Origin of the sequence: Acinetobacter piscicola, from assembly GCF_002233755.1 — a bacterium.
GTDB lineage: Bacteria > Pseudomonadota > Gammaproteobacteria > Pseudomonadales > Moraxellaceae > Acinetobacter > Acinetobacter piscicola.
The window spans coordinates 1-331 of sequence record NZ_NIFO01000072.1; the positions used below are offsets into that span (position 1 = coordinate 1).

General features: G+C 44.4%; 1 pseudogene. It reads right to left on the minus strand.

Annotated elements, in window-relative coordinates:
• A pseudogene (locus CDA10_RS16715) lies at window positions 1–331 on the minus strand (hypothetical protein); the annotation flags it as partial.

Below are 331 nucleotides of genomic sequence, written 5' to 3' on the forward strand. Positions count from 1 at the left end.
TCAAGACTGTCTTGTCTGTGCCTGTACCTGCTGTAACACTATCCACTGTCAAATTTGGATTAGTTGCAATCGTAATGTTGTTGCCACCGCGTGTTACTTTTATATTAGTGCCATCAAGGAACTGTACCGTATCACTCGATTTAACCGCGGATGCTGTATCTCCGTTCGCTTGAAGTTTCCACGTTTGATTCTGTAAGTTTGTGACATTCGTATTCGTTGTAAATAACTGACCACCATTCACCGCATCTGTCGATGCTGCTGAACTGATGTCGCCAGCTGCCAATCCACTGATCTTATCCCCACCTACATTTAGACCATTTGCTGTGCTGGT